Source organism: Streptomyces sp. NPDC051364 (assembly GCF_040682115.1).
Taxonomy (GTDB): domain Bacteria; phylum Actinomycetota; class Actinomycetes; order Streptomycetales; family Streptomycetaceae; genus Streptomyces.
Genome location: NZ_JBFBAH010000004.1, coordinates 149,772 through 170,665, shown reverse-complemented (window position 1 = coordinate 170,665; position 20,894 = coordinate 149,772). Strand labels below are relative to the sequence as shown.

The window sequence follows — 20,894 nt, the reverse complement described above, 5'->3', positions numbered from 1 at the left end:
GGGCAGCCCATGGTGACTCGGCAGCAGGAAGCGGAAACGACGGGCTCCGCATGTTCCGGGCAGTTACCGGACCTCTCCGGCCTCGACCTGGCCGCACTGCGCGGGATCGACCATCCCGTGTTCGCCCGGGTCATCGAAGGCATGGTGGAGCGGGTCACCCACCCCGCCGAGATCCTCAACGCGTTCGACTCCGGAGTGGCCTGACGCGGTCCGCTCACGCACCGCATTCCCAAGGATACGCAGAGCAGCCACAGTTGACCCGTTTCCGCCGTTAGCCGGTGCCGTCCGCCGGGCAGGGATGCACCGTCCGCGGCGCGGGAGGTACGAACGATGAGGCAGACCAACACGAGCGATGTCGTGCTGCCCTCCCATCGGATCAACGCGCCGTGGCCGTACGCCCGGCTCGACGTGCCCGCGCTGCGCGCCGCAGGCCACCGGCCGCACCCGATACGGCAGTTCGTGCTCAAGACCCGCAGCCGCTGCAACCTCGCCTGCACCTACTGCTACGTGTACGAGATGGCCGACCAGGGCTGGCGCGGCCAGCCGGCCGCGATGTCCCCGGCCACCACCGCCCGCGCCGCCGACCGCATCGCCGAGCACGCCGCCGCCCACGACCTGGCCCGCGTCGACCTCGTCCTGCACGGCGGCGAACCCCTGCTCACCGCCCCCGCCGAACTCGCCGCCCCCGTCGACGCCGTACGGGCCGCCCTCGCCCGGACCTCGCCGCGGACCCGGGTCACCGCCACCGTCCAGACCAACGGGACCCTGCTCACCCGCAGCCGGCTCGCGGCGCTCGCCGCCGCCGGCATACGCATCGGCGTCAGCCTCGACGGCGGTCTGCCCGCGCACAACACGCGCCGCGTGGACCACACCGGGCGCCCCGGGTTCGGCGCCGCTGCCCGGGGCCTGCGCCTCCTGGCCCGGCACCCCGAGAGCTACGCCGGGGTGCTCTGCGTCGTCGACCTCGACCAGGACCCGGTGGAGACGTACGAGTCCCTGCTCGCCTTCGCCCCGCCGGTCATCGGACTGCTGCTGCCGCTGGCCAACTGGAGCACCCCGCCGCCCGGCCACCACCCGCCCGGCACCCCGTACGCCGACTGGCTCCTCGCCGTCTTCGAACGCTGGTGGCACGACGCGGTGCTGCGGACCCGGATCCGGATCTTCGAGGAGATCATCGCCCTGCTGCTCGGACTGCCCGCCGCCACCGAGACCCTCGGTCTCGCCCCCGCCACCACCGCCGTGATCGAGACCGACGGCGCCATCGAGCAGGCCGACTCGCTCAAATCCGCCTACGAGGGCGCCGCCGCCACCGGAATGACCCTGGAGCACCACAGCTTCGACGCGTTCCTCGACCACCCCGGGCTCGCCGCCCGCCAGCTCGGCCGGGAGGCGCTCGCCGACGGCTGCCGCCCGTGCGAGCTCGTCGAGGTCTGCGGCGGTGGCCACTACCCGCACCGCTACCGCGCCGGCGAGGGCTTCCGCCAGCCCTCCGTGTACTGCGCCGACCTCCAGGTCGTCATCCGCCACATCGCCGCCGCCCTCCACCGGGCCACAGCGGCCCCCCGGGCGGCCGCCTCATGAGCGCCCCCCTGACCGGGTTCGCCGTCACCTCGGCCACCCTGAGCGCCCTCGCCTCCACCGAGCCCTCCCCCGGCGGCACCCGCCTGGTCCGCGACATCCGCCGCTCCAAGCGGCTCGTCCTGCTGCGCGGAGTGCTCGACGCCGCCCCCGGCGGGCGGGCCGGGGAGGCCGCCGAGCACTGGGCCCTGCTGGAGGAGGCCGAACGGCACGCCCCCGACGCCGTCCGCGACGTACTGCACTACCCGGCCACCGGGGTGTGGGCCGAGGAGACCCTGCGCCGGCTGCACGCCCCGTACGGGCCCCCGGCCGACCTCGGGCACCTCGGCGCCCTCGCCGTCGCCGCGGCCCTGCGCTCCGGGATCGCCTTCAAGGCCACCCTGCGGCCCGTCCACGGCCGGCTCGTCCTGCCCACCCTCGGGCTGCTGCGCCCCGCCCGGCCCGGCCCGCTCGCCCTCACCGAGTGCTCCTGGGACCCCGACGACCCCGCCACCCTCGCCCTGCACACCCTGCCCGGCGGCCGCACCGCCCTCGACGACCTCGACCCCTACCGGGCCCCCGGCCCCGCCCACCCGGCGCCGGTGCGCCCCGCCCGCCGGCTCACCCCCAAGGGCCACAAACGCTGGGACACCCAGTGGTCCGGCGCGCTCACCCTGCTCGACCGGTACGACACCGCCCGCGCCGAGGAGATCGGCCTGCTGCTGCGCTCCGTCGTCCCGCTGGGCGGCGGCTCCCGCTCCAGCGGCGCCACCCTGCCCGCTGCCGCCGGATCCGTGCTCGCCCGCACCCAGGCCCCGCCCGCGCTCGCCGCGACCCTCGTCCACGAGGTCCAGCACGGCAAGCTCACCGCCCTCGCCGACGTCCTGACCCTGCACACCGCCGACCGCACTCCCCGGCACTGGGCCCCCTGGCGCAGCGACCCCCGCCCGCTCGAGGGACTCCTGCACGGCGCGTACGCCCACCTGGCCCTGGCCGGGTACTGGCAGCGCGCCGCCCTCTACGGCGCCCGCGGCGCCTGGGCCCAGCACGCCCGGATCCGCGCCCAGGTCGCCGCCGTCCTCCCCGTAGTCCACCGGCACCCGCAACTCACCACCGTCGGGCGGGAGTTCACCGCCGCCATGGCCGCAGCAGAACGGGCCATGGACGACCTGCCGCCGCCGGGGGACCAGCACGCCGTCGCCCGCCGCGCCGTCGACCGGGAACGCCGCGCCTGGTGCGTGCAGCACCCCGAACTCGCCCCGTTCGCACAGGGGTGACGGACCGTCCGCTGCGCTACCGTTTCAACCCCGTCCACCGCCCGGATTCCAGGGAGACGGCCGCATGACCACCGGACTTCGGCAGGACCGAGACCGCGACGGAGCTGCGCAGCCGCAGCGCTTCGTCATCAGCTTCGCGGGGTTCAACCGGCCCTGGGCCGTGTGGATCGCCCACCGCCTCGAGGAGCACGGCCACCGGGTCGCCCTCGCGCGCTGGGACCCGCAGTCCAGCCCCGGCCTCGCCCCCGCCCTCGACGACCTGGCCCGCAGCGGCAGCCGGGTCCTGCTCATCCTCAGCGAGCGCTACTTCTCCGCAGGCACCCACACCGACGAGGAGTGGAACACCGCCCTGCGCACCGTCACCGACCACCACCCCGACCGGTTCGCTGCCGTCTGCCTCACCGACGCGCCGCTGCCCAGCGCCGCCGCCGTGCTGGAGAAGACCGACCTGTGGGGGCTGGACGCGTACGAGGCGGAGTACCGGGTCCTGCGCCGGCTCGAGCTGCCCACCGACCGGATCGGCACCGAGACCGGCCGCCGCGGCCCCCGGTTCCCCAACGACCCGCCCGAGATCTGGGGCCGGGTCCCGCGCCGCAACCCGCGCTTCACCGGCCGCAACGACGTCATCGGCAGGCTGCGCACCGCCCTCGCCGACGCCCCGCCCGGCGCCTCGACCGTCACCCTGCTCGGGCTGTCCGGGGTGGGCAAGACCCAGGTCGCCACCGAGTACGCGTACCGCTTCGCCTCCGAGTACGACGTCGTGTGGTGGGTCCCCGCCGAGGACCGGCCCACCCTGCGCGAGCGGCTCGCCGACCTGGCCCCCGCGATGGGCCTGCCGCGCGGCGCCGGCAGCTACGGCGAGCAGATCCGGGCCGTCCTGGAGGCGCTGCGCCGCGGATCCCCCTACAGCCGCTGGCTGGTGGTCTTCGACGGCTGCGACAACCCCGACGACCTCACCGACCTGCTGCCGTCGGGCGCGGGCGACGTCATCATCACCTCCCGCAACCGCGAATGGGCCTCCCGGCACACCAGCCTCATCGAAGTCCCGCTGTACGCCCGGCCCGAGTCCGTCACCTTCATCCGCCGCCGGGCCCGCCGGCTCACCGGCGACGAGGCCGACCAGCTCGCCGAGGCCCTGGAGGACTACCCCCTCGCCCTCGACCAGACCGCCGGCTGGCTCGCCGACTCCCCGCTGACGGTCGGCGACTACCTGGCCCTGCTCCAGCGCAGACTGGACTCCCGGGAGGCCGTCACCGTCTCCGACGACTACCCGCTGCCCTTCCCGACCGCCCTCGCGATACTGCTGAACAACGTCCGGGAGAACTTCCCCGACGCGCTCTCCCTGCTGCGGCTGTTCGTGTTCTTCGCCCCCGGGCCGGTGCCGCTGCGGCTGCTGCGCGAGTTCCCCGCCGCCGACGTGCCCGAGCAGCTCGCCGGGCTGATCAACGACCAGATCCGGTGGAACGCCGCCCTGAACAAGCTCGTCCAGTTCTCCGTCGTCCGCCTCGAGTACTCCGACCTGTCCGTGGAGGAGGGCGGCGGCGGGCTGGAGACCGTACAACTGCACCGCATGGTGCACGGGATCGTCCGCGAGGACCTCTCCGAGGACGAGGCCGAACCGCTCTCCCGCGCCGTCCGGCAAGTCCTCGCCGCCGCCGACCCGGGCCGGCCCTCCGACTCCCGGCTGTGGCCCCGCTACGCCGAGCTGATCCCGCACCTGGAGACCGCCGGTGTCCTGACCAGCAGCAACCCGCGGATCCAGACCTTCCTGCTGCACTGCCTGCGCTACCTGATCCTCGCCGGGGAGTACCGCACCTGCCTGCGGCTCGCCGAGCAGACCGACGCCGTGTGGCGCACGACGCTCGGCGACGACCACGACCAGGTCCGCGAGCTCAGCTACCACTACGGCGGCGCCCTGCGGATGCTCGGCCACTTCAAGCGCGCCGAGACCCTCGCCAAATCGGTCGCCGACCGGCTGCTGGCCGAGCGGGGCGACCGTGACCTGGAGACCCTGCGCGCCACCAGCACGTACGCCGGGGTGCTGCTCGGCACGGCCAAGTTCGACCAGGCCCGGGAGCTCCTGGAACACGCCTTCGCGCGCTACCGCGAGCTGCTCGGCGAGGACGACTCCACGACGTTGAACGCCGAGAACAACGTCGCCGTCGCGCTGCGGCTGCTGGGCCGCTACCAGGAGGCGTACGAAGCCGACCTCGACACCCTGCGGCGGCGCGAGCGGGTACTGCGCGTACGGCACATCGCGACGCTCTCCTCCGGCATCGGCTGCGCGATGGGGCTGCGGCTGATGGGCCGCTACCGGGAGGCCCTCGCCCGGCAGGAACAGGGCCTCAAGCTCAACTCCCAGGTGCTGGGCCCCAACCACCCCCAGACCCTGCGCGCCGAGCACAACCTCGGCATGTGCCTGCGCCGCTCCGGGGACATCCCCGGCGCCGGGGCCCGGCTGCGCAGCGTCCTGGAGCGCTCCACGCGGGTGTTCGGCGCGGAGTTCCCGTGGACGCTGATGGTGGCCTCGGACTACGCGACGTACCTGCGGGAGTACGGGGACATCGGCGAGGCCCGCCGGATCTCGGAGGAGGTCGTCCGGGGCTACCAGGCGCAGCTGGGGCTGGCCCACCCGTACAGCATCGGCACGGTCGGCAACCTCGGGCTGGTGCTGCGCGCGCAGGGCGAACGGGTCGAGGCGCTGAACCTGGCGGAGCAGGCCCTGGTCGGCATGCGCGGCGCGGTCGGGGACCGCCACCCGTGGACCCTTGGCTGCGCCCTCAACGCCACGGGCCACCGCAACATCACGGGCCGCCTCGCGGATGCCCTGGACCTGAGCCGGGAGAACCTCCGCGGCTGCGAGCAGGTCCTGGGCCCGGACCACCCGATGACCCTGAGCGCCCAGATCGCCCTGGCCGCCGACCTCCGCTCGGTCCGCGAGGACGCGGAGGCCCAGAAACACGAGGACGCCGGCCTCAAGGCCCTGACCCGCACCCTGGGCCCCCAACACGTCCACACGGTCTCGGCCCGCCAGCAGAACCGCCCGTACTGGGACTTCGAGCCGCAGCCGTAGCCCGGCGGCGGACGTGGTACGCCCGCGTTGCGTCCGGAGCCCGGTCTCGTGGTGGCGGTGTCCATGAGACCGGGCTCCGGCGGGACTCTCAGCCGTCGTTCGATGTGACGACGGCGCTAGAGTTCTCCGGATCGCTCAGCCGTAATATGAGGCGGAGGGAATTTTCGGAACTCCCGGTGACGGTCACTTGAGCATGATGCTGGCACCGAAAATGTTGCCGACCTCCGCGCATTCCTTGACGTCGTCCCGGCTGAAATACGGAGTGCTGGCGGTGCCGGTCAGTCCTTTCGCGGTCGAAGTGCAGTACCAGCTGCGCGGCCCCTTGTACTCCACCTTGTAAACCTCGCTCTTTCCTGCCGCTATGTTTCCCGAGCACTTCGTTGCGACGTCCGTGTGGACGCAGATGTTCGCGATGGTCGCCGAGAAGTTGCTGAGGCGGAAGGCCGCGACCGGTGCCGCCTGGCTCGCAGGTGCGGTCACGATCATTCCCGCGCTGACAGCTGCCACCATCCCGGCGACCGTTGCCAGCCTGGTGGTCCGCTTGACGGTTCGAGACATGTTTCCTCCAGTTGTAGTAATTCTCTGCTGCGATATGTGAACGGACTGGCCTGTGAGTGCGTGACAGGCGAATCGGCTTCCCCGGAGTCGAACCGGAATCGGGTGCGGTTTGCGCCGACCGGTCGCACTCGGGGATGTACGAACACGCTAGAGGCAGCAGGGGAGTTGTGGGCGTCCCAAGAGGGGACGTCAGAAATCGGTAAGATCATCGGCCGCCCCGGGCACATCGCCATGGGCTTCCGGGTCGGTGGCGGTTCTACCCGCACGAAACAGCGACCACCAGCCCATCAGGAGCCGCTGATCGCGTCGAATCGCTACGCGCTCCTCGTCGACGGCGTCCGACGGCCGTCCGGGGCTGAGCGCCCCAAGAGTGCGTGAGCGGATGGCCATCCATGGTGTCAGGCCTTCTCGCCGAGGGCGTTCCGCAGCCAGTCCAACGGTCCTTGTGTGAGCAGTTCGTCGGCCAGTCGCCGCCCCGTCTCGGTCGTGAGCCGGGCCCGGCTGTTGTCGATCCACCGCTGCGCGTTCGCGTAGCCCTGGGCCTTGTACTCGATGCCCTGGAGCATGCACTCCAGCTTGTCCGCGTCACGCGCGCAGACCGCCTCGGGTGAGTCTTTCGCCTCGTACTCGGCGACCAGCTCCCGGATCGCCGAGGCGAGCACGTCGGGCATGCCCGCGGTCTGGTCGGCGGTCACGGCCTGCGGGTCGCCGGCCGGCGCGTACTTCTTCCCGAGGTGGTTGACGTCCCCGGTACGGGTCTCCTGGGTGTCGTGCCAGACGGCCAGGAACGCGGCACGCGCGGGGTCGGCGCCCTCCAGCTTCGCGATGACCGACGCGATGAGCGAGGTACGCCACGAGTGCTCGGCGACGCTCTCGGGATCGTTGACACCGGCCATCCACCAGCCGGTACGGCGGGTGTGCTTGAGCGTGCCCGCCTCGTAGAGGAAGCGCGCGACCGCGGACAGATCGTCAGCCACTGTCTCTCCTTCTCACGCCTCGGCGGTCACGCGTCGAGACCGTGCTGCCATCCAACAGCAGGCGGGGCGCGAGGAGGGTCCACAGACTGTGGACGCTGAGGTCTCCGGTACGCCAACGGGGCTGGAAGGGAGATGCTTTCGTGCGTTCTGGATCACACAGAATTGGCCCCGCCCCATACGCTGTCAGTGTCGAGCTGCAAGGAGAGGGGCAAAGGCCGCCATGTCACTTGAGGCTAGTCCGGACCCGTACACAGACCCGTTGGTCTTCGGGCAAAGAATGCAGATCCTCCGCCAGCGCCGCGGCCTCACCCGCGACCAACTCGGCGGCCTCCTCGCGCGATCCGGGTCATGGGTCAAAGCCGTCGAGACGGGCCGTCTGCGGACCCCGCACCTGCCCGTCATCCTCCGCATCGCCGAGGTGCTACGCGTCCGGGACCTGTCCGACCTCACGGGGGACCAGTCCATGCAGGTCAGCTTGTTCACTGGCCCCGGGCACCCGCGGTTCGCCGCGGTCCGTGAAGCCCTCAACGCGCTCCAGCTCGGTGACAGCCGAGAAGCACCGTCGGCCGCGCACCTGACCGCGCGCCTCGCCCGCGCGTGGTCGGCCCGTCATTCGGCGCCGAATCACCGCGACGTGGTCGGGGCGCTGCTCCCGGATCTGGTGTGGGACGCGCAGGCCGCGGTCCGCCAGGCCACGACCGTCGCCGACCGCAAAGCGGCCCAAGCGCGGTTGGCGGAGGTGTACTTCCTTGCGCAGTTCTTCTGCGCCTACCAGCCGGACGCACCCCTGGTGTGGCGGGTGGCGGAGCGCGGCATGATGGCTGCGCAGGACTCCGAGGACCCGCACGCGATCGGCCTCGCCGCGTGGTTGACCACGCAGGCCCACCGGGAGAGTGCGCACCTGGACGCGGCGGACGCCGTCACCCTGGAGACCCTCCGCTACCTGGAGCCGCTCCTCCCCGACGCCGGCACGGACGTCCGCGCGGTCGCCGGGGCACTCACTGTCGAGGCAGGGCTGACGGCCGCCCGCCGCGGCGAGACCGGCACCGCGTGGCGGTACTGGGACGACGCCCGGGCCCTGGCCGAGTCGCTACCGCGCGGGTACTTCCACCCTGTGACGAGCTTCTCCCGGGCCGTCATCGGCGCGCATGCAGTCACCGTCGCCGTCGAGCTGCACGCAGGCGGGGAGTCGGCGCGCCAGGCCGCGCGGGCAGAGGCGGAGGCGATCCCGTCGCGGCCGCGGCGGGCCCGGCACCGGATCGAGCAGGCCCGCGCGTACCACCTCGACGCGCAGCCGGACGTGGCGCTGGCAACACTGGCGCAGGCCCACGAGGCTGCGCCGGAGACCGTGCAGTACAACGGGTACGCGAAGCGGATCGTTCTGGAGGAGGCCGAGTCGAAGAGCCCTGCCCGCCGTCGGCGAGCATCTGAACTCGCCTCACGGCTAGGGATGCTGACGGCCTGAAGGCAGGGGACACGAACTGCGCCCCTGCCGATAGCGGGCCGCCCCTACCGTCGTCACATCGCCCGATGACGACGGTAGGGAGTGAGACCCCGTGATGCATGAAGCAGTACCCCGTCCTTTCGAGGAGGTTCCTCATGCGCTGCTCCGCAAGCGGGTACGCGATATCGCGTCCGGCGTCGAGGGCGAGCTGATGGCTGTGGTCCGGGAGGACGTCTCCGACACGCCGGTCCGTGAGTGCTGGGTGAAGCTGGCGTACGTCCGGGGCCCGTCCGGCCGGGAGATCTCCACGGCCGTGGCCAACATCGAGGCCGCAGACCTGTTCCCGCGGTTGCCGGTCCCTCCGGACTCATGCGCCGAGTGCGCAGCTCACGTCTCTGAGCGCTTCCAGGCCCAAGTGGAGCGTGACCGCTCGCGCGTCAGCGACATGAACGTGCTGATCATGAGACACCACCCCGAACTGAGGGCCCGCCGCTGAGCGCCCTGGTGTCGATTCGGTCCGCGAGGACTTGAAGGCCTGGAAACACGAGGACGCGGGCCTCCGCGCCCTGACCCGAACCCTGGGCTACGCCCTCTGCCAGGACGGCGGCCGACGGCTGCGGGGGGTGAACCCTGCCCGAGGGCTCGACTCGCCGTGGATCAGGCGTCGAAGTCGTACTCCAGGACGTAGGAAGCGGAGTCCAGAGTCATCTCGTTGACCTCAATGGGCCGCCCGCCTTCGGTGAACGCGGTACGGACGATCTGGATCACCGGCGTGCCCATGGAGAGCGAAAGCCGCTCGGCCTCGTCGGCCGAAGGCATCCGGGACCGGATTTCCTCTCGGAAGCGGACGGTCTCATGCCCCCAGCTCGGCCAGTCGCGCGTGCGTACCGCCGGGTCCCGTGTCGACCTGAGTGATGGCAGAGTCCGCAACGATGTCCGACGCCAGGAACGACGTCGCGAAGAGCACGGGTTTGCCCTCAAGCACGAACCGGCGGCTACGTACGCACACCCGAGCCCCTGTGGGCAGGGCAAGGGCGTCGGAGATCCGGTGGTTCGCCTCTTCCTCACGTAACTTTGATCTGATCGACGACCAGCTCTCGATCCTCGGAATCGGCGGACCAGATCGAGCGGCCTGAGCCCCACTGCTCGTGCGCCTGTCGCTGGATACCGCGCCGCCGCAGGGGCCGGCGGGTGTGCTTGTGCGTGCCCGCCTCAGAGAGGAAGGGCGCTACCGCGGACAGGTCGTCAGCCGCTGTGTCTCCTTCTCATGCCTGCGGCACCATCCAACAGCACGGCCGACTGCGCCAGACCACGGCGGGATGCTGAGGTCTAGGAAGCCGTGTCTTGGTGCCGGACATCGGAGCCCAACCCGCGGGGGATCAGGCTGGGTTCGGCCAGGCAGGGATCTTGTCGTGTACCGGTACCGTTCAGGTGTCGAGTCTGAACGGGAGCCAGCATGCACTCTCTACCGAACGACCACACCGGCGCGCGCATGAAGCGCCTGCGCCTGGAACGCCACCTCACCCAGCAGGCCGTATCGGACCTTTCCCAGGTCCCGTATAGCACCTACACCAAGACTGAACAGGGCGTCATCGCGGCCAGCCCGCACCTGATCGCCGCAGTGGCCCGTGCCCTTCGCGTGTCCGTCGACACGATCACCGGACAGCCGTACGCCACCGAACTCCGTGCTGACGAGCTGGACGTCCTGATCCGGCCGATCCGCGAGGCCCTCGATGTGTACGACCTCGGCTCCGACCCGGACATCCCCCCGCGAGCGCACCAATTCCTCACCGACGACGCCGAGGCCCTCCTCGTCGCGGTCCGAGCCGGGGAGATCAAGCGGACCGCCGGCCAGCTCCCCGGACTCATCCAAGAGGCCACCACGGCGGCCCACGCGGCGCCGGGCCGGGACCGGTGGCTGTTGCTGGCCAGCTTGTACCGCACCTCCTACGACGTCGCCAGCAAGCTCGGCTATTACGACCTCGCCGCGCTGGCTCTGGCCCGCATGGACTGGGCGGCCGAGCGGGGCTCCGACGCGGTGTTCGGCGGCATGTACCGGTACATGCGTGCCCTCACCTACCTCAGGGACGGCGAGTACCGCACTGGGGAGCGCCTGGTGGAGCTCGGACTGCGCACGCTTGCGCAGGCGGACCCGTCCCGGGAACGGGAGGTCGTCACCGGGCAGCTGCACCTTGGCGCAGCGGTGATGGCCGGCCGGTCGAAGGACGGCGGCCGCGCTGAGGGGCACCTCGGCGAAGCAGAGCGGATCGCCTCCGGCACGGGTGAGGCAGTCAGTACGTACTGGCTGGCGTTCGGGCCGACAAACGTTGCCGTGCACCGGGTCAGCGTGCTTGCAGAGCTCGACGAGTACGGGCAGGCCGCGCAGACGGGCCGCAGCGTGACGATCCCGGCCGACTGGCCGAAGTCCCGTCGGTCGCACCACTACGCGGAGCTGGCCCGGGCGCAGATGTGGACGGGGGACCTCGACGCGTCGTTCCAGAACCTGTTGAAAGCGAGAAAGTCCGCGCCGCAGCAGGCCCGGTATCACCAGACGGTCCGCGAGACCTACGCGGGCCTGGAGGCGGCCCGCCGCCAACTGCCCGACTCCTTCCTGTCGTACGGGTCCTGGCTGGGCACATAGCACTGCGCGAATCCTTGGCCCCGACTATCAATATGTCGTGATAGTCGGGGCCTTGTCGTGCTCCCACACTCGTCTCACGACCAGCTGCCCAGGTAGGGAGTGAGACCCGTGATGCACGAAGCAGTACCCCGTCCTTTCGAGGAGGTCCCTCATGCGCTGCTGCGCAAGCGGGTGCGCGACATCGCGTCCGGCATCGAGGGCGAGCTGATGGCCGTGGTCCGGGAGGACGTCTCCGATACGCCGGTCCGTGAGCACTGGGTGAAGCTGGCGTACGTCCGGGGTCCGTCCGGCCGGGAGATCTCCACGGCCGTGGCCAACATCGAGGCCGTGTGATGGAGGCCGCCGATCTGTTCCCGCGGTTACCGATCCCTCCGGACTCCTGCGCCGAGTGCGCCGCTCACGTCTCTGAGCGCTTCCAGGCCCAGGTGGAGCGTGACCGCTCACGGGTCAGCGACATGAACGTGCTGATCATGAGACACCACCCCGAGCTCCGAGCCCGCCGCTGAGCGACCAGCCCGTGGCGAGCTGATCGCCGCCAGGGCGCCTCAGCCGTGTAGCGATCTGTGGCGGCCTATGTCCAGCCCCAGACGGCCGCCGGACGCCGTCGGTGAGGAGCGCGTAGCGATCTGGCGCGATCGGCGGCTCCCGATGGGCTGCTGGTCGCTGTTTCGTGCAGGTAGAGCCGCCACCGACTCGGAATTGTCTGCCCGTGGGCCCCGGGGGGGGAAGTCTGCCTGATGCCCACCGCCCCAGCCCTTCCCGGCCGGGGTGGTGGGCCTTGGCCGGGCCCGGGAACACGGCAGCCGCTCCCTGATCTCCCCGCTCATTGCACTCTGACCCGTGCCGTTCTTTTGGGGGCTTCCCGGCAGTCTTCGTATGTCCGGGCCGGGACGGTCTGTCCAGGGTGGCCGAAGGCCATCGCGTAGCGACGCGACCGTAGGGAGCGCCCTTGACAGGGCGGCTCGGACCGGAGAGACGATGAGACTGACGGGAAACCCCCAAACCCTCCCTGATCCCGGGTGATTGGGTGCCGAACCCCGACACCGCCGGCCCGCCGGCCGACTTGGCTCAGCGGAATCCCGCTGCCCGCGACCCTGCCCGGCGACCCTGCCCGGCGATCCACCGCGCCCCGCCTCGCCGCCGGTGGGGGCGGGTGGACAACCACTGCCCGGCGGTGGTGGTGAGAGGGGGGTGAAGGCACCGAGCAAGCGAAGCGCCCAGGGGACAGCCGGAAGGGGCGGTGGGGAGAGGGGCCAAAGCCCCCGCCCCGCCACAGCCGGAAGGCCCGGCGCCCCATCGGGGTGCCGGGCCTTCCGTCGTTCGAGCTAGCGCAGTGCTTACGCCTCGAAGACCTCGTTCAGCAGCAGCTGCTGCTCCGCCTGGTGGCGCTTCGCAGAGCCCACCGCAGGGGACGAGCCGTGCGGGCGCGAGATGCGCCGCAGGCGCTCGCCGGCCGGGACCTCCGCGCCGACGGCCAGGTCGAGGTGGTCGATCAGGTTCAGCGCGATGAACGGCCACGCACCCTGGTTCGCCGGCTCCTCCTGGGCCCAGATGTACTTCGCCGCGTTCGGGAACTTGGCGATCTCCGCCTGGAGTTCGGCGCCGGCCAGCGGGTACAGCCGCTCGATGCGGATGATCGCCGTGTCGGTGATGCCGCGCTTCTCCCGCTCGGCCTCCAGGTCGTAGTAGACCTTGCCCGCGCAGAAGACGACCTTGCGGACCGCGGACGGGTCCACCGTCGAGTCACCGATGACCGGACGGAACGAGCCGGTCGTGAACTCCTCCGCCTTCGACGCCGCCGCCTTCAGACGCAGCATCGACTTCGGGGTGAAGACGATGAGCGGCTTGTGGTGCGGGTTGTGGACCTGCCAGCGCAGCAGGTGGAAGTAGTTCGACGGCAGGGTCGGCATCGCGACCGTCATGTTGTCCTGCGCGCACATCTGGAGGAAGCGCTCGGGACGCGCGGACGAGTGGTCCGGGCCCTGGCCCTCGTAGCCGTGCGGCAGCAGCAGCGTGACGCCGGAGGTCTGGCCCCACTTCTGCTCGGCCGAGGAGATGAACTCGTCGACGACGGTCTGCGCGCCGTTGACGAAGTCACCGAACTGGGCCTCCCAGAGGACCAGCGCGTCCGGACGGGCCAGCGAGTAGCCGTACTCGAAGCCCATGGCCGCGTACTCGGAGAGCAGCGAGTCGTAGACGTTGTAGCGGGCCTGGTCGTCCGAGAGGTACTGGAGCGGGGTGTAGTCCTCGCCCGTCTCCCGGTCGATGAGGACCGCGTGGCGCTGGCCGAAGGTGCCGCGGCGGGAGTCCTGGCCCGACAGGCGGACCGGGGTGCCCTCCATCAGCAGCGAACCGAAGGCCAGGGTCTCGCCCATGCCCCAGTCGATCGTGCCCTCGTCGATCATCGCCGCGCGGCGCTGCAGCTGCGGCTGCAGACGCGGGTGCACGGTGACGTGGTCCGGGACGTTGACCTGGGACTCGGCGATCCGCTTCACCACGTCCTGGGAGATCGCGGTGATCACCGGGACCGGGAACTCCTGCGCGGTCTGCGCGGGCGTCACCGGGGCGCCGGCGGCGGGAGACGTGGCGGCCTCGCGGACCTCCGCGAAGACCTTCTCCAGCTGGCCCTGGAAGTCCTGGAGCGCCTGCTCCGCCTCTTCCAGCGTGATGTCGCCGCGACCGATGAGGGACTCGGTGTACAGCTTGCGCACCGAGCGCTTCTTGTCGATCAGGTCGTACATCAGCGGCTGCGTGAACGCCGGGTTGTCCGACTCGTTGTGACCGCGGCGGCGGTAGCAGATGAGGTCGATGACGACGTCCTTGTTGAACGCCTGGCGGAACTCGAAGGCGAGCCGCGCGATGCGGACCACGGCCTCCGGGTCGTCACCGTTCACATGGAAGATCGGCGCCTCGATCATGCGGGCCACGTCGGTCGCGTACATCGAGGAACGCGAGGACTCCGGGGCGGCGGTGAAGCCGACCTGGTTGTTGATCACGACGTGGACGGTGCCGCCGGTGCGGTAGCCGCGCAGCTGCGACATGTTCAGGGTCTCGGCGACGACACCCTGGCCGGCGAAGGCCGCGTCACCGTGCAGGGCGACGGGCAGGACGGTGAAGTCCGTGCCGCCCTTGTTGATGACGTCCTGCTTGGCGCGGACGACGCCCTCCAGGACCGGGTCCACCGCCTCCAGGTGCGAGGGGTTGGCGACGAGCGAGACCTTGATCTGCTCCCCGTCCAGGCCCGTGAAGGTGCCCTCGGCGCCCAGGTGGTACTTGACGTCGCCGGAGCCGTGCATGGACTTCGGGTCGAGGTTGCCCTCGAACTCGCGGAAGATCTGCGCGTACGACTTGCCGACGATGTTGGCGAGCACGTTCAGGCGGCCGCGGTGGGCCATGCCGATCGCGACCTCGTCGAGGCGGGCCTCGGCGGCCGAGTCGATGACGGCGTCGAGCAGCGGGATGACGGACTCGCCGCCCTCCAGGGAGAAGCGCTTCTGGCCGACGTACTTCGTCTGCAGGAAGGTCTCGAAGGCCTCCGCCGCGTTCAGGCGGCGCAGGATGCGCAGCTGCTCCTCGCGCTCCGGCTTGGAGTGCGGGCGCTCGATGCGGTCCTGGATCCAGCGGCGCTGCTTCGGGTCCTGGATGTGCATGAACTCGACGCCGGTGGTGCGGCAGTACGAGTCGCGCAGCACGCCGAGGATGTCGCGGAGCTTCATCATCGACTTGCCGGAGAAGCCGCCGACCGCGAACTCGCGCTCCAGGTCCCACAGGGTGAGGCCGTGCTCGGTGATGTCGAGGTCGGGGTGCTTGCGCTGCTTGTACTCCAGCGGGTCGGTGTCGGCCATGACGTGGCCGCGGACCCGGTAGGAGTGGATCAGCTCGAAGACGCGGGCGGCCTTCGTGACGTCGTCGTCGTGCGAGGCGTCGATGTCGCGGTTCCAGCGGACCGGCTCGTACGGGATGCGCAGCGCCTCGAAGACGTCGTCGTAGAAGCCGCTCTCGCCGAGCAGCAGGTTCGCGACGATGCGCAGGAACTCGCCGGAGGCCGCGCCCTGGATGACCCGGTGGTCGTAGGTCGAGGTCAGGGTCATGACCTTGGAGATGCCCAGCTTGTTCAGGGTGTCCTGCGAGGTGCCCTGGAACTCGGCGGGGTAGTCCATGGAGCCGACGCCCATGATGACCGACTGTCCGGGCATCAGGCGGGGCACGGAGTGGACGGTGCCCAGGCCGCCGGGGTTGGTCAGCGAGACGGTGACGCCGGTGAAGTCGTCCATCGTCAGCTTGCCGACACGGGCGCGGCGGACGATGTCCTCGTAGGCCATCCAGAACTCGAAGAAGTTGAGGGTCTCGGCCTTCTTGATGCCGGCGACGACGAGCTGGCGGTCGCCGTTCGGCTTCACCAGGTCGATCGCGAGGCCGAAGTTCACGTGCTCCGGCTTGACCAGGGTGGGCTTGCCGTCCTTCTCCGCGAAGGAGTGGTTCATCGTCGGCATGGCCTTGATGGCCTGCACCATCGCGTAGCCGATGAGGTGGGTGAAGGAGATCTTCCCGCCCCGGGCGCGCTTCAGGTGGTTGTTGATGACGATGCGGTTGTCGAACAGCAGCTTCACCGGGACGGCGCGGACGGACGTGGCCGTCGGGACGTCGAGGGAGGCGTTCATGTTCTTGGCGACCGCGGCGGCCGGGCCGCGGAGCGTCACCAGCTCGGGGCCGGCAGGGGCCCCAGCGGTGGGCGCGGCAGCGGGCGCGGGCTTCTGGGCGGCGACGGGGGCGGCGGAGGCCGGAGCCGGAGCCGGAGCCTGAGGGGCTGCGGCGGCCGGTGCGGCGGCCTGGGCCTGGGAGGTGACAGTCACAGCAGGGGCACCAGAGGGGGTGGCAGGAGCAGGGGCAGGAGCTGACACAGGCGTGGGCGCGGCGGCAGGAGAGGGCGCGGCGGCGCTCGCCGCCCCCGTGGCGGCGGCGTCGGAGACCTGTGGGGCGACGGCAGGGGCGGCCTGTGCGGAGGCGCCGTCCGTCGTCGGGGACTTCTTGGGCTCGTCCGGCTTCACCGGAGACGCAGTGCCCCCCGGCTTGTAGTCGGCGAAGAAGTCCCACCAGGCCCGGTCGACCGAATTCGGGTCCTGGAGGTACTGCTGATAGATCTCGTCGACGAGCCACTCATTGGCGCCGAAGCCTGAGGCAGGGGTCTTCCCGCCCTCTGCTTCGGTCGTGGTGCTCGAGTTACTGGGGGACTGTGGCGACACGGCGGCAACCGCCCTCTTCCGCTTCACAAGGTATGGACAGCGGGAATAAAGGCTACGCCTCCCTGACCGCTGGATGCAGACCGGGCGGGACTTACGTCATGTAGGTCACACCGAACGGCGGGTTTCGCCGCTCTGAATGGCGGGAAACCAGCCTGGTTCGGGTAGGGGGCACCGTGGTTGCGGCCCCCATGGCTTCGCACCCCTGACGGACCCCGGGCACGTGTGGCCGAGATCATGTCCTACCCACTCGAACCCTACGTCAATGTGACGCCTGGGAGCTGCCCGGAAGCGTGACGAGGATCCGGCAGCCGCGTGATGATTCGGCCACCCCGATATGCCCTCCGTGCAGGCCGACGGCCCAGCGGGCGATGGCCAGGCCCAGTCCGGTACCGCCGTCGCCGCCGTTCGCGCTGCCCCGGTTGAACCGCTCGAAGACCCGGTGCCGCTCCGCCTCCGGTATGCCGGGGCCTTCGTCCCGTACCTCCAGCGCGAGACTGCCGGGTGCGTCGCCGGCCCGGGCGCGGACGGTGACCCTGCCGTGCGGCGGGCTGTGCTTGACCGCGTTGTCGATCAGGTTCGCCACCACCTGGTGCAGGCGCTCGGCGTCCGCGTACGCCGTGAGCTCGGGCGGGAACACGTCCAGGTGCAGGTGGACGTCGTTGCGGGTGTGCCCGCCGGAGCCGGAGAGCAGGCCCGGCCGGCCGGCGGCCGCGAGGCCGGATTCCTTCAGGACCCCCGAGAGGTACGGCCACACCTCGAAGCGGCGGGCCTTCAGCGGAACCACCCCGTTGTCCACCCGGGACAGGTCCAGCAGGGTCTCCACGAGCCGGCCGAGGCGCTCGGTCTGCTTCAGCATCGTCCGCATGGTCTCCGGATCGGCCTCGGAGACCCCGTCCACCACGTTCTCCAGCACCGCCCGCAGCGCCGCGATCGGCGTGCGCAGCTCGTGCGAGACGTTGGCGACCAGCTCCTTGCGGTGCCGGTCCACGGCCTCCAGGTCGTCCGCCATCAGGTTGATCGTGGAGGCCAGGTCGCCCAGCTCGTCGCGGCGCCCGGCCCCGCGCACCCGGCGCGTGTAGTCCCCGTGGGATATCGCCCAGGCCACCCGGGTCATGTCGTCCAGCGGCGCCGTCAGGCTGTGCGCCACGAACTGGGTGATCAGCATCGAGGCGATCACCGAGAACACCGTGATGAACCGCAGCTCGGTGTCCGTGCGCAGGGCCACCATCAGCAGGCCCGTCGTGATGAAGACCGAGATCACGACGAGCGTGCCCAGCTTGGTCTTGATCGAGAACGGGGAGAACGGCCTCAGCCCTCCCGGCGGGCGCCCCCCGCTCATGCCTGGGCCGGGGTCTCCAGGGCGTACCCGACGCCGTGGACCGTACGGATCCGCTCCGCCCCGATCTTGCGGCGCAGGGCCTTGATGTGGCTGTCGACCGTACGGGTCCCGGACGCGTCGGCCCAGTCCCACACCTCTGCGAGCAGCTGCTCCCGGGAGAGCACCGCCCGCGGGGTGCCGGCCAGGCACACCAGCAGGTCGAACTCGGTCGGCGTCAGGTGTACGTCCTCGGCCTGTACTCGGACCCGGCGCTGCGCGTGGTCGATCTCCAGATCGCCCAGCCGCAGCGTGGCCCCGCGCGGGGCGGTGGCGGCCAGGGTGGCCCGCTCCACGCGCCGCAGCAGGACATGGACCCGCGCCGCGAGCTCGCGCATCGAGAACGGCTTCGTCATGTAGTCGTCCGCGCCGACCCCGAGCCCGACCAGCATGTCGGTCTCGTCGTCGCGCGCGGTGAGCATCAGCACCGGCACCGGCCGCTGCGCCTGGACCCGGCGGCAGACCTCGAGGCCGTCGAAGCCGGGCAGCATCACGTCGAGCACCAGCAGCTCGGGCTGCCAGCTCTCGGCCGCGGCGACGGCGGCCGGACCGTCGAAGGCGGTCTGCACCTGGAAGCCCTCGGCGCGCAGCCGGGCTGCGATGGCGTCGGCGATCGTGCGGTCGTCCTCGACCACGAGCACGCGCCGTTGAGCGCCGGGGGTGGCCGCGGCGCCGCTGTGGGTGGTGTGTGTCTGTTCCATTTCCCGCCCCTGAAGATCCGCGTGGTAGGGGTGCAGCGTAGAGGAGCCACCGGCCTGCGGCTATGCGGGGTTCAGACAGGGAAAACAGCGGAAGCGGTGGTTCCGATTATGGCGGGAATGGGGATATGGGCGGTGATGCCGGGTGGCCGTCCCCCCACGGCACGGCCACCCGGTGCGCGGTGATCGTCGGCCACCGCGCGTTTTTGTCGACCCCCTACAGGGCCAGCCCGTGTCCGTGCTCGAAAACGGGGTCGAGGGTGTCGTTCGGCACATCCGGCCGCGAGGCCTCCACCGCCGCCATCGACCGTGGCAGCTCGAAGGGGAGCCGCCCCTCGGGCACGGCCCGGCCGAACGCCACGTCCAGCAGCGCGGCGTCCTCGGCGCCGTAGTCCGCGATCAGCGCCGCCGCCCGCCCGGCGATCTCCGGGATGACCGCCGCCCGCTCCAGATTGATGCAGACCAGCGTCGGTACGGAGTCCAGGACGGCCAGGATCCGGGACAGCTCCGGCTCTGCGAAGGCCAGCGAGCCCGAGTGGAAGTACGACTCGAAGATGTTCTCCCGCGGCTCGTACGGGGTGCGCAGCCGCAGCACCGCCAGATCCGCCGCCCCCGGCTCGGACACCACCTCGCCGTACCCCGCCGCGACGGCCTCGTCCACGCCCTGCACGTACAGCTTCGGGCGCTCGGGGACCGGCAGCAGCCCGCCGCGGTTGGTCAGCACCGTGAGCGAGCGGCGCTGGGCCGCCGCCCCCGCCGCCGCGAAATCGGCCCGGCCCACCGTCTCCGCCGCCGCGTCCGGGTCCACGTACGGGTTCTCGAACAGGCCCAGCACGAACTTCTCCCGCAGCAGCCGGGCCACCGACGCGTCGATCCGGGACTCCGCGATCCGGCCCGAGCGGACCAGGTCCGCGATCACCTCCGGGCACTGTTCCCCGCCGAACTGGTCGGCCCCGGCGTCCAGCGCACGGGCCGCCCGCTCGGCGACCGTCAGGTGCTCCAGGCCCCAGGCCCGCGCCGGGTGGACCTCGCCGAAGATCGAGGCGTCGTTGAGCAGCCCCCAGTCGGTGCAGACGATCCCCTCGAAGCCCAGCTCCTCGCGGAGCAGGCCCGTGACCACGCCCTTGTTGAAGCCGAAGCCGACCTCCTCCCAGTCCGTGCCGATCGGCTGGCCGTAGTACGGCATCATCTGCGCGCAGCCGGCCGCGACGGCCGCCCGGAACGGCTCCAGGTGGTGCTCGCGCATCCCGCCCGGGTAGACCTGCTCCTTGCCGTGCGCGAAGTGGGGGTCCTCGCCGTCCTTCTGGGGGCCGCCGCCCGGGAAGTGCTTGACCATCGCCGAGACGGACTCGGGGCCGAGCTCCGGGCCCTGGAGCCCGCGGACGTACGCCTGCACCAGCTCGCCCGTCAGCCGCGCGTCGGAGCCGAACGTGCCCGTCTGGCGGGCCCAGCGCGGCTCGCTCGCCAGGTCGATCTGCGGGTGCAGGGCGACACGGAAGCCGACGGCCAGGTACTCGCGGCGGACGGTGTCCGCGAAGCGGAAGACCAGCTCCGGGTCGCCGATCGCGGCCAGGCCCAGCGCCTCCGGCCAGGCGGAGAACGCGCCGGCGTTGAAGGAGGCGCCGACGTTGTCGGTGAAGGCGTGCCGCGGGTCGGTCGAGAGCGTGACCGGGATGCCGAGACGGGTGGCCGCGGCCATCTCCTGCACCGCGTTCTGCCACTGCGCCATCTCGCGGGCGCCGTATGTGCCGAGCAGGTTGAAGTGGCTGACGAAGCGGTCCCCGACCAGCTCGGGCGTGGTGAACGGGAGCATCGAGCCGTCGGTCTCGGTGACCGGGGTGCCGTCCGGATTCATCATCAGCATGGAGTGGAAGAGCTGGCCTGCCTTCTCCTCCAGCGTCATCCGGGAGAGCAGGTCCGCCACGCGCAGGTCCACCGGGAGAGCGGCGTCCTTGTACGCGGGGCTGGCGTCGGGCGTGGCGTTCATCGGCGTACGGCTCCTGGGTGCGGTCCGGCGGAGGGTGCTCACCGTAAGCGCGAAAACCGTGTAC

At 71.2% G+C, this 20,894-nt stretch carries 14 protein-coding genes and 1 pseudogene; 8 read left to right on the top strand and 7 right to left on the bottom strand.

Annotation, left to right across the window (positions count from 1 at the left end):
- Positions 1-9: 9 nt before the first annotated feature.
- The 4 genes from fxsA to fxsT all read left to right on the top strand — a co-directional run bounded on the left by fxsA (position 10) and on the right by fxsT (position 5,907).
- Positions 10-204: an FxSxx-COOH cyclophane-containing RiPP peptide gene (gene fxsA / locus AB0M76_RS10415; RefSeq protein WP_365952488.1), complete on the top strand. Its 195-nt coding sequence runs from the start codon at positions 10-12 to the stop codon at positions 202-204.
- Between the two features lie 126 nt (positions 205-330).
- Positions 331-1,581 carry an FxsB family cyclophane-forming radical SAM/SPASM peptide maturase gene (locus AB0M76_RS10410; protein ID WP_365952487.1) on the top strand — a complete coding sequence of 417 codons (1,251 nt, stop codon included), beginning with the start codon at positions 331-333 and terminating at the stop codon, positions 1,579-1,581.
- Positions 1,578-2,834 (top strand): HEXXH motif domain-containing protein, encoded by a 1,257-nt coding sequence (locus tag AB0M76_RS10405; RefSeq protein WP_365952486.1) that lies wholly within the window; start codon positions 1,578-1,580, stop codon positions 2,832-2,834. Before AB0M76_RS10410 ends, AB0M76_RS10405 begins: the two co-directional genes overlap by 4 nt.
- Before the next feature lie 64 nt (positions 2,835-2,898).
- Positions 2,899-5,907 carry an FxSxx-COOH system tetratricopeptide repeat protein gene (fxsT, locus tag AB0M76_RS10400; RefSeq protein ID WP_365952485.1) on the top strand — a complete coding sequence of 1,003 codons (3,009 nt, stop codon included), beginning with the start codon at positions 2,899-2,901 and terminating at the stop codon, positions 5,905-5,907.
- 183 nt (positions 5,908-6,090) lie between these two features.
- On the opposite strand, the gene AB0M76_RS10395 is transcribed toward fxsT, so the two are convergent.
- Positions 6,091-6,465 (bottom strand): hypothetical protein, encoded by a 375-nt coding sequence (locus tag AB0M76_RS10395; protein ID WP_365952484.1) that lies wholly within the window; start codon positions 6,463-6,465, stop codon positions 6,091-6,093.
- A gap of 398 nt (positions 6,466-6,863) precedes the next feature.
- Positions 6,864-7,442, bottom strand: coding sequence for an HD domain-containing protein (locus AB0M76_RS10390; RefSeq protein ID WP_365952483.1), 579 nt, complete (start codon positions 7,440-7,442; stop codon positions 6,864-6,866).
- Between the two features lie 220 nt (positions 7,443-7,662).
- Between AB0M76_RS10390 and AB0M76_RS10385 the strand changes: the two genes are divergently transcribed.
- Positions 7,663-8,907, top strand: a complete 1,245-nt coding sequence (locus AB0M76_RS10385) for a helix-turn-helix transcriptional regulator (protein ID WP_365952482.1) — start codon at positions 7,663-7,665, stop codon at positions 8,905-8,907.
- A 94-nt stretch (positions 8,908-9,001) separates the two neighbouring features.
- On the top strand, positions 9,002-9,382 hold the full coding sequence (locus tag AB0M76_RS10380) for a hypothetical protein (RefSeq protein WP_365952481.1): 381 nt from the start codon (positions 9,002-9,004) through the stop codon (positions 9,380-9,382).
- 161 nt (positions 9,383-9,543) lie between these two features.
- Here the strand turns inward: AB0M76_RS10380 and AB0M76_RS10375 are convergent.
- A pseudogene (locus AB0M76_RS10375) lies at positions 9,544-10,073 on the bottom strand (UTRA domain-containing protein); the annotation flags it as partial.
- Positions 10,074-10,342: 269 nt separating this feature from the next.
- On the opposite strand from AB0M76_RS10375, the gene AB0M76_RS10370 reads away from it, so the two are divergent.
- Positions 10,343-11,527 carry a helix-turn-helix transcriptional regulator gene (locus AB0M76_RS10370; protein WP_365952480.1) on the top strand — a complete coding sequence of 395 codons (1,185 nt, stop codon included), beginning with the start codon at positions 10,343-10,345 and terminating at the stop codon, positions 11,525-11,527.
- 111 nt (positions 11,528-11,638) lie between these two features.
- Complete coding sequence (locus tag AB0M76_RS10365) at positions 11,639-11,860, top strand: hypothetical protein (protein ID WP_365952479.1); 222 nt, start codon at positions 11,639-11,641, stop codon at positions 11,858-11,860.
- A 1,004-nt stretch (positions 11,861-12,864) separates the two neighbouring features.
- Here AB0M76_RS10365 and AB0M76_RS10360 read toward each other — a convergent pair.
- From AB0M76_RS10360 to AB0M76_RS10345, 4 genes are all read right to left on the bottom strand, one after another.
- Positions 12,865-16,770 carry a multifunctional oxoglutarate decarboxylase/oxoglutarate dehydrogenase thiamine pyrophosphate-binding subunit/dihydrolipoyllysine-residue succinyltransferase subunit gene (locus tag AB0M76_RS10360; RefSeq protein WP_365952478.1) on the bottom strand — a complete coding sequence of 1,302 codons (3,906 nt, stop codon included), beginning with the start codon at positions 16,768-16,770 and terminating at the stop codon, positions 12,865-12,867.
- A gap of 259 nt (positions 16,771-17,029) precedes the next feature.
- Positions 17,030-18,109: a HAMP domain-containing sensor histidine kinase gene (locus tag AB0M76_RS10355; RefSeq protein ID WP_365952477.1), complete on the bottom strand. Its 1,080-nt coding sequence runs from the start codon at positions 18,107-18,109 to the stop codon at positions 17,030-17,032.
- A complete protein-coding gene (locus AB0M76_RS10350) occupies positions 18,106-18,846 on the bottom strand; it encodes a response regulator transcription factor (RefSeq protein ID WP_365952476.1) in 741 nt (246 codons plus the stop codon). Before AB0M76_RS10350 ends, AB0M76_RS10355 begins: the two co-directional genes overlap by 4 nt.
- A 214-nt stretch (positions 18,847-19,060) precedes the next feature.
- The gene (locus AB0M76_RS10345; RefSeq protein ID WP_365952475.1) at positions 19,061-20,830 is read right to left on the bottom strand and encodes a glycoside hydrolase family 3 N-terminal domain-containing protein; all 1,770 of its coding nucleotides are present in this window, start codon (positions 20,828-20,830) and stop codon (positions 19,061-19,063) included.
- Positions 20,831-20,894 lie beyond the last annotated feature (64 nt).

Excerpts from the sequence above, each read along its gene's own strand:
- AB0M76_RS10380 (WP_365952481.1), top strand. The coding sequence starts at position 9,002 with ATGCATGAAGCAGTACCCCGTCCTTTCGAGGAGGTTCCTCATGCGCTG.
- AB0M76_RS10405 (WP_365952486.1), top strand. The coding sequence starts at position 1,578 with ATGAGCGCCCCCCTGACCGGGTTCGCCGTCACCTCGGCCACCCTGAGC.
- AB0M76_RS10385 (WP_365952482.1), top strand. The coding sequence starts at position 7,663 with ATGTCACTTGAGGCTAGTCCGGACCCGTACACAGACCCGTTGGTCTTC.
- AB0M76_RS10410 (WP_365952487.1), top strand. The coding sequence starts at position 331 with ATGAGGCAGACCAACACGAGCGATGTCGTGCTGCCCTCCCATCGGATC.
- fxsT (WP_365952485.1), top strand. The coding sequence starts at position 2,899 with ATGACCACCGGACTTCGGCAGGACCGAGACCGCGACGGAGCTGCGCAG.
- AB0M76_RS10395 (WP_365952484.1), bottom strand. The coding sequence starts at position 6,465 with ATGTCTCGAACCGTCAAGCGGACCACCAGGCTGGCAACGGTCGCCGGG.
- fxsA (WP_365952488.1), top strand. The coding sequence starts at position 10 with ATGGTGACTCGGCAGCAGGAAGCGGAAACGACGGGCTCCGCATGTTCC.
- AB0M76_RS10365 (WP_365952479.1), top strand. The coding sequence starts at position 11,639 with ATGCACGAAGCAGTACCCCGTCCTTTCGAGGAGGTCCCTCATGCGCTG.
- AB0M76_RS10350 (WP_365952476.1), bottom strand. The coding sequence starts at position 18,846 with ATGGAACAGACACACACCACCCACAGCGGCGCCGCGGCCACCCCCGGC.
- AB0M76_RS10370 (WP_365952480.1), top strand. The coding sequence starts at position 10,343 with ATGCACTCTCTACCGAACGACCACACCGGCGCGCGCATGAAGCGCCTG.
- AB0M76_RS10355 (WP_365952477.1), bottom strand. The coding sequence starts at position 18,109 with ATGAGCGGGGGGCGCCCGCCGGGAGGGCTGAGGCCGTTCTCCCCGTTC.
- AB0M76_RS10345 (WP_365952475.1), bottom strand. The coding sequence starts at position 20,830 with ATGAACGCCACGCCCGACGCCAGCCCCGCGTACAAGGACGCCGCTCTC.